Origin of the sequence: Coprococcus intestinihominis, assembly GCF_040096555.1 — a bacterium.
GTDB lineage: Bacteria > Bacillota > Clostridia > Lachnospirales > Lachnospiraceae > Coprococcus_A > Coprococcus_A intestinihominis.
Genome location: NZ_JBBMEK010000181.1, coordinates 1 through 6,820, shown reverse-complemented (window position 1 = coordinate 6,820; position 6,820 = coordinate 1). Strand labels below are relative to the sequence as shown.

Genomic DNA, 6,820 nt, shown 5'->3' with positions numbered 1-6,820 from the left:
GTTTATGCCTTTTTTATTGGCTGAAATATTGAATTTTCAAGGTTCAACACACCGTATCGGTGTGGGAAGTTTTAGTTTTCTAATTATATAAGGTACCTAACAATTGGATTTTTATATTTCTATATCTTATCTTCATTCGACTGTACCGGCCGTATCCTTCTATATCTCATCGGCATCCAGACCAAGGACGCAGCGCAAAACCATATTGGCTTCGTGTGCCGCACAGATGGTCACTCTCGGCGCCATCAGTCCTCTGCCCGGCATGGCGCCGCTGACGCCATCCCCGCAAATATAAAAATGATCATTGATCTTGCGCGTCTTGATTGTGTTAGATGAGCCATAGCCTGCCATTCCGGAACCGCAGATCAATGTCTTCTCCGGATAATAACATAGAAGCTGTTCTGTCAGCATTGCTTTCACATCTGGCTTATCAAAGGCCTCACAAATGATATCGTCATCTTTAAAAAGATCCCGGCAATTTTCTTCCGTAATATGCACTGTGTCAATCTTTACCTCGATATACGGATTCATTCGCTGCAATTCATCCTTTAAAGCTTCTGTCTTGTACATGCCCAGATGTTCCACCATATACTGCTGCCGGTTCAGATTGCTCGGCTCCACAATGTCAAAATCAATCAGATGCAGATGACCGATACCGGTTCTTGCCAGCATGATTGCAATATTCGACCCCAGGCCACCAAGACCTGCGATTGCCACCCTTGCCTTCTTCGCCTTTTCATAGACATGAGGCGTATGTCTTGCACAGAGCATACTCTCCATCTCTTCACGATCCGGCATCTTGCCTTTCTGTATCCAATTGATGGTCATTCCGTCCTTCAAAGACAGATTCTCATCCGTCTGAAAGCCTTCAACAATCCATACACAATGTCTCTGAATATCCTCTGACAGGCCTTCCGAAGCATACGTCTGTCGCTTCAAATCTTCCATATCTGCCGCTTCTGTCTTCACAGATTGCCCGTTTAAAATAATCTCTGCCACATCAACCGCCTCCTACAAATCGGACAACCTCAACTGTATCGCCATCCTTCAAAATGGCTTCTTCCCATATACTTCTCGGAATAATTGCGCCATTGCACTCAACCGCAATCATCTTGTCCGGATACCCGTGTTCCTTTAAAAAAGCTGCAACCGTTGTACCCTCTGCAATTTCCAGCATTTCACCATTGACCTTAATCACTACGAACCCCTCCCCTCGTCACAAACGTGCACCAATTTTGACGTTCTCAGTATTTGCTAAGGTTCCATGCAAGCATGAACTTTGGCTCATTACCCGCATAAAAAAATCCGCACAAAGAACTACACCCGTGGTGGTGTACCCCTTCATGCGGCTAAACATCAAAATTCATAACCATTCACATAACAGTCATAAACCAAATGAACTTTTGCACTCTGACTTAATTATAACGTTTTTTAACCATCTGTCAACCCCATATTCCGCCTGCATCCCATCTAAAACATACTTTGTCCGCCATAAAACTCTCACTTTTCCAAAGCAAAAACCATATCAAACATTTCCTGTCAATCCCCCAATTTACTATACAAAATCCCGAAACTGTAGCCTATTTTCTCATTTCATTTTGATAAAAATATTGCTTCGCGTTATAATACTCTCTGAATAAATAACTTTTTTATATTTGATGAAAATAAATTACATGCGAAATTCTCACCTTATGTACCGCTGCCAAGAAGTGACAACGCGAGTGTGCCTGCTTATGAACGAATAATTTTATATATTTCATAAAGCCTAAATGGATTTCGCAAGATTTTAGGAGTTTTTTTATGTACCAGATTATTACAGACGGTTCATGGGATATGGGCAGTGAACGTGCCACCAGATTCGGCGTGGATGTTGTACCTTATTATGTGACCATGGACGGCGAACATTATTTAAAAGAGATCGAAGAACTGGATGTCCGTGATTTTTATCAGTTTATGGTGGACAATCCAAAGATTTTCCCAAAGACCTCGCTACCAACAGTTCAGGATTATTATGATGTTTTTGAAAAATATGCCAAACAGGGCATTGATATCATCTGCTTTACCTTAAGTGCCAAATTCAGTGGTTCCTATAATTCCGCCCGCAATGCAGGCAACATGATTCAGGAAAATTATCCGGGTATCCGTGTAACAATCATGGATACAACCCTTGCCACCCTGATGCAGGGTCTGATGATTCAGGAAATCGTACGTTTCCAACGCTCCGGTGCCGATTATGATGCCCTGATCAAACGCGCCGATGAAATCAAAGACACATGCCGTATTTTCTTTACTGTTGAAAATATGGATTACCTTGTTCACGGCGGACGTGTCGGCAAGTTGGCAGGCATCTCCGCCAATATTCTGAATCTACGTCCAATGATCCTTATGACCCAGGGCGAACTCTTTCCATCCGGCCTTGCCAGAGGCCGTGTTCAGTCCCGCAAAAAGGCCATGGAGAAGTTATTTGCTCACATCGAAGAAAACGGTAATGATCCGGACCGTTATATTTATATGGTTGGTTACGGCTACAACATCAAAGAAGGCGAAGATCTCCGCAAAGATGTGATTGAACACATGAAGAAGAAATGGCCGGGCTTTGAACCAACGGTCGAAATCGGACAGATTGGTGCCACCATCGGCGTGCATACAGGCCCTCATCCGATTGGTTTTGGACTGTGCGAGAAATCCTGCTAGCCAAAAGCCTCTCACTTCAAGTTCCATCAACAAACTTTTAAATGGTTTTAAAATTACTGAAATAGATACGCTTTATCCATTGAGAAATCGTTGGATTTATGCTAAACTTTTTATACCTAACGTTTTAAATTGATAAAAATTGATAAAAATCATTTAGGAGGTCCGGATATGGCACACGTTAAAATTCAGTATGATGTAATGGATGCATTCTGTATGGATGTTTTCCAGAGATTCGGTTTCACAAAAGAAGAAAGCCGTATTATTTCCGATGTTTTATTACTCTCAGATGTTTACGGGATTGAATCCCATGGTGCGCAGCGACTTGTCCGCTACCACAAAGGTATTGCCAGCGGCATGATCAAAGTTCACGCCAAACCTGAAATCGTTTTTGAAACACCTGTTTCAGCCGTCGTAGACGGTCATGATGGTATGGGACAGTTGATTGGTCATTTTGCCATGAATCTGGCTATTAAGAAAGCCAAAGAGATCGGTATGGCTATTGTCACCGTCAGAGATTCCAACCACTTCGGTATCGCCGGTTATTATGCCAAGATGGCCTGCGATCAGGGGCTCATTGGTATGGCCTTTACAAACTCAGAAGCCATCGTTGTTCCGACATTCGGCAAGAAAGCCATGCTGGGCACAAACCCAATTGCTATTTCCATGCCGGCTGAACCATATCCTTTCTTCTTCGATGCATCTACAAGTGTCGTCACCCGCGGCAAGTTCGAGATGTACCGAAAAGCCGAGAAGCCAATTCCTGACTGCTGGGGTCTGGATGCCAACGGCCATCCTTGCACAAACGCTGCAGAAGTTCTGACCAACATCGACAAGAAAGCCGGCGGCGGTATTATGCCTCTGGGCGGCGCAGAAGAACTGACAGGCAGCCACAAAGGTTATGGTTATGCCATGCTCTGCGAAATCTTCTGCTCCATCCTTTCTATGGGGCTGACATCCAACCACAGTATCCAGAACGGCAAGGGCGGCACATGCCATGGTTTTATTGCCATTGATCCTGCTGCATTCGGAGATGCCGAAGCCATCAAACAGCACCTGTCCGATTTCCTGACAGAACTGCGCGAATCTCCAAAGGCAGACGGCAAGGAACGCATCTATACCCATGGTGAAAAGGAAATCCTTGCGACAGCAGACCGTATGAAGAATGGTCTGGATGTTGACGTCAAGACACTGGCTGAGATGAAAGATCTGAGTGAATATGTCGGTGCCGATTTTAACAGCTACTTCGGAGATATTTATAACGGATAAGCCTCTTCTCATCCGTTTTATCCGATCAGAAGACTGAACCAAACAGATGACTGTATAAAAGCAAGATAGTATCAAAAATCTTTTAGTTGTACTAAATATTTTTTAGATATCATCTTGCTTTTTGTCTGTTTTATGGTATGATGAATATATAAATTTTAGTAATTGTTCAAAGCTATTTTATCAATGTGCTGCAATCAGCGTTATGAACATATGAGCAATTACGTGAGATACTATTTTTACATGATTTCAAGGAGGCTTTTTATTATGAAAGAAGTAATTCACACATCTAATGCACCAGCAGCGATCGGACCATATTCACAGGCTATCAAGGCAGGCGGCGCTATCTACGTTTCCGGTCAGCTCCCGGTTGATCCTGCTACAGGCGCTTTCGCAGGCGATACAATCCAGGAACAGACACGTCAGTCTCTGACAAACATCAAGAACATCCTTGCTGAAGCAGGTACAGATCTTGATCATGTTGTTCGTGTTGATGTTTTCATGAAAGATATGAACATGTTTGCTGACATGAACGCTGTATACGCAGAATTCTTCACAGAGAAATGCCCTGCAAGAGCTGCTGTAGAAGTTGCAAGACTTCCTAAGGATGCCCTTGTTGAAATCGGCGCAATTGCTGTTGTTGACTAATTGACGAGACCAACTATAAAAGAAATACCTCTGGAAACGGGCTCAGCGCCCACTGTTTCCGGAGGTATTTCTTTTATAGTTGGTCTGTGCCATGGCTGTACTAAAAACAATAACAGCAATTGCACTAATTTCAGGATTTACTTTCATATACATTCCCGATTATCGATGCGTGCATCATTTACGGAAAGATATATTAGCTGAGCAGTGCTCTGTCGTTGGCGAATTCTTCGCCGCTGGCTTTTTCGAACTGATGCAGCAGATCTTCGACGGTGAGTTTCTTTTTCTCTTCGCCTTTGATGTCCAGGATGATCTTGCCGTCCATAAGCATGATCAAACGATTGCCGTGAGCGATGGCGTCTTTCATGTTATGGGTGATCATGATGGTTGTCAGATGATCCCTGTTGACGATCATATCCGTTGTCTCAAGGACTTTGGCTGCTGTCTTCGGATCAAGGGCTGCTGTATGTTCATCCAGAAGCAAAAGCTTCGGTTTTTTCAATGTTGCCATCAAAAGAGTCAGTGCCTGTCTCTGACCACCGGATAACAACCCCACCTTTGATGTCAGACGGTTCTCAAGTCCAAGGCCAAGGATCTTCAGCAGTTCTTTGTATTCTTCACGCTCTTTCTTGGTAATTCCAATCTTCAGCGTTCTTGACTGACCGCGGCGCTGTGCCAATGCCAGGTTCTCTTCAATACCCATGGTAGCTGCCGTACCGGTCATCGGATCCTGGAAAACTCTTCCCAGATATTTGGCTCTCTTGTGTTCGGAAAGTTTTGTCACATCCACACCATCAATAATGATCTGCCCTTCATCCACCGGCCATACACCTGCGATGGCATTGAGCATGGTGGATTTGCCGGCGCCATTGCCGCCGATGACTGTTACGAAATCACCGTCTTCAAGATTCAGGGAAAGGCCATTAAGGGCTCTCTTCTCATTCACTGTGCCGGCGTTAAATGTCTTATAAATATTCTTAATCTCAAGCATCTGCGGTGCCTCCTCTTCTTACCGGTTTTGCAAAATATCTGCTCTTCCAATACGGGATTGCAAGGAAAATTGCAACAACAATTGCGGAGAACATCTTCAAAAGGTCTGTATCAACGCCAAGCCAAATAACAACCTGAAGAACCAGATAGTAGATAACAGCACCAAAACCGACGCTTAACAGTGTCAGGGCAAAGTTGCGGAAAATACGTCCGAAAATCGCTTCGCCGATAATAACGGCCGCCAGACCGATAACGATAGCACCACGTCCCATATTGATATCCGCAAATCCCTGATACTGAGCCAGCAGGGCGCTGGAAAGTGCTACAAGGCCATTGGAAATCATCAGGCCAAGTACTTTATTGAAGTTCGTATTGATTCCCTGAGCCCGTGCCATATTGCTGTTGCAGCCTGTTGCACGAATTGAACATCCAAGCTCTGTACCGAAGAACCAGTAGAGAATGGCAATCAGTACAAAAATCATAATCGCAACGATCACAATGGTATTCTTAAAAATCGAAACACCTTTGATGTAGCGAAGAGAAACAAGCAAATTGTACTTATCCACATTCAGTGCCTGGTTGGACTTGCCCATGATCTTCAGGTTCACTGACCAAAGTGCCAGCTGGGTCAGAATACCGGAAAGAATTGCCGGAATTCCCATAAAGGTATGGAAAAAGCCTGTTGCAAAACCTGCCAGCATACCTGCGATAAATGCCGCCAGCATCGCTACCCATACGTTGTGTCCATTCATCATCATCATAATACAGACAGCACCGCCTGTACACATAGTGCCATCTACCGTCAAATCGGCAATATCCAGTGTTCTGAAAGTAATATAAACACCGATTGCCATAATTCCCCAGATCAGTCCCTGGGCAGCTGCACCCGGCAGTGCGCTGATCAATGCCATTATATTCATGGCTGATTCCTCCTTGCTGTTCATCTAGTTGACTGTATCCATGCTCACAATGATACCAGATCATACCGCATGCATAACACACAAGATGGGGCCGCCGCAGAATATACCGCTCGAAAGCTTCTTATATACTGTGCGCAGCCCCTATTTATCTTGTTATATTCCTATGTATGATTATTCCTCAAGTGCTACATAATCATCAGGTACTGTAATACCATATGCTTCGCAGCGGCTTGCAACGTATTCTTTTGTAAATGTTGGTGCATATTCAATTGGCATTGTAGAGATATCTTCACCCTGAAGAACCTCAG

Annotated in this window: 7 protein-coding genes; 3 read left to right on the top strand and 4 right to left on the bottom strand. The window is 44.1% G+C overall.

What is annotated here, in order from left to right; genetic code table 11:
- Positions 1-159: 159 nt before the first annotated feature.
- Positions 160-999, bottom strand: a complete 840-nt coding sequence (gene thiF, locus WMO25_RS12755) for a sulfur carrier protein ThiS adenylyltransferase ThiF (RefSeq protein ID WP_349085603.1) — start codon at positions 997-999, stop codon at positions 160-162.
- 1 nt (position 1,000) lies between these two features.
- Positions 1,001-1,198, bottom strand: coding sequence for a sulfur carrier protein ThiS (gene thiS / locus WMO25_RS12750; RefSeq protein ID WP_117527680.1), 198 nt, complete (start codon positions 1,196-1,198; stop codon positions 1,001-1,003).
- A 602-nt stretch (positions 1,199-1,800) separates the two neighbouring features.
- Here thiS and WMO25_RS12745 point away from each other — a divergent pair.
- The 3 genes from WMO25_RS12745 to WMO25_RS12735 all read left to right on the top strand — a co-directional run bounded on the left by WMO25_RS12745 (position 1,801) and on the right by WMO25_RS12735 (position 4,605).
- A complete protein-coding gene (locus tag WMO25_RS12745; RefSeq protein ID WP_015515076.1) occupies positions 1,801-2,694 on the top strand; it encodes a DegV family protein in 894 nt (297 codons plus the stop codon).
- A 168-nt stretch (positions 2,695-2,862) separates the two neighbouring features.
- Positions 2,863-3,960 (top strand): Ldh family oxidoreductase, encoded by a 1,098-nt coding sequence (locus WMO25_RS12740; protein WP_349085601.1) that lies wholly within the window; start codon positions 2,863-2,865, stop codon positions 3,958-3,960.
- A gap of 264 nt (positions 3,961-4,224) precedes the next feature.
- Positions 4,225-4,605 carry a RidA family protein gene (locus tag WMO25_RS12735; protein WP_015515074.1) on the top strand — a complete coding sequence of 127 codons (381 nt, stop codon included), beginning with the start codon at positions 4,225-4,227 and terminating at the stop codon, positions 4,603-4,605.
- 193 nt (positions 4,606-4,798) lie between these two features.
- Here WMO25_RS12735 and WMO25_RS12730 read toward each other — a convergent pair whose 3' ends face one another.
- Both WMO25_RS12730 and WMO25_RS12725 read right to left on the bottom strand, forming a co-directional pair.
- The gene (locus WMO25_RS12730; RefSeq protein ID WP_015515073.1) at positions 4,799-5,593 is read right to left on the bottom strand and encodes an ABC transporter ATP-binding protein; all 795 of its coding nucleotides are present in this window, start codon (positions 5,591-5,593) and stop codon (positions 4,799-4,801) included.
- Positions 5,586-6,512, bottom strand: coding sequence for an ABC transporter permease (locus WMO25_RS12725; RefSeq protein WP_349085600.1), 927 nt, complete (start codon positions 6,510-6,512; stop codon positions 5,586-5,588). The genes WMO25_RS12730 and WMO25_RS12725 overlap by 8 nt, the downstream gene beginning before the upstream one ends.
- Positions 6,513-6,820 lie beyond the last annotated feature (308 nt).

What these genes read in the sequence shown, in the direction of transcription:
- WMO25_RS12725 (WP_349085600.1), bottom strand. Translation starts at nt 6,512, where the DNA reads ATGAATATAATGGCATTGATCAGCGCACTGCCGGGTGCAGCTGCCCAG.
- WMO25_RS12740 (WP_349085601.1), top strand. Translation starts at nt 2,863, where the DNA reads ATGGCACACGTTAAAATTCAGTATGATGTAATGGATGCATTCTGTATG.
- WMO25_RS12745 (WP_015515076.1), top strand. Translation starts at nt 1,801, where the DNA reads ATGTACCAGATTATTACAGACGGTTCATGGGATATGGGCAGTGAACGT.
- WMO25_RS12730 (WP_015515073.1), bottom strand. Translation starts at nt 5,593, where the DNA reads ATGCTTGAGATTAAGAATATTTATAAGACATTTAACGCCGGCACAGTG.
- WMO25_RS12735 (WP_015515074.1), top strand. Translation starts at nt 4,225, where the DNA reads ATGAAAGAAGTAATTCACACATCTAATGCACCAGCAGCGATCGGACCA.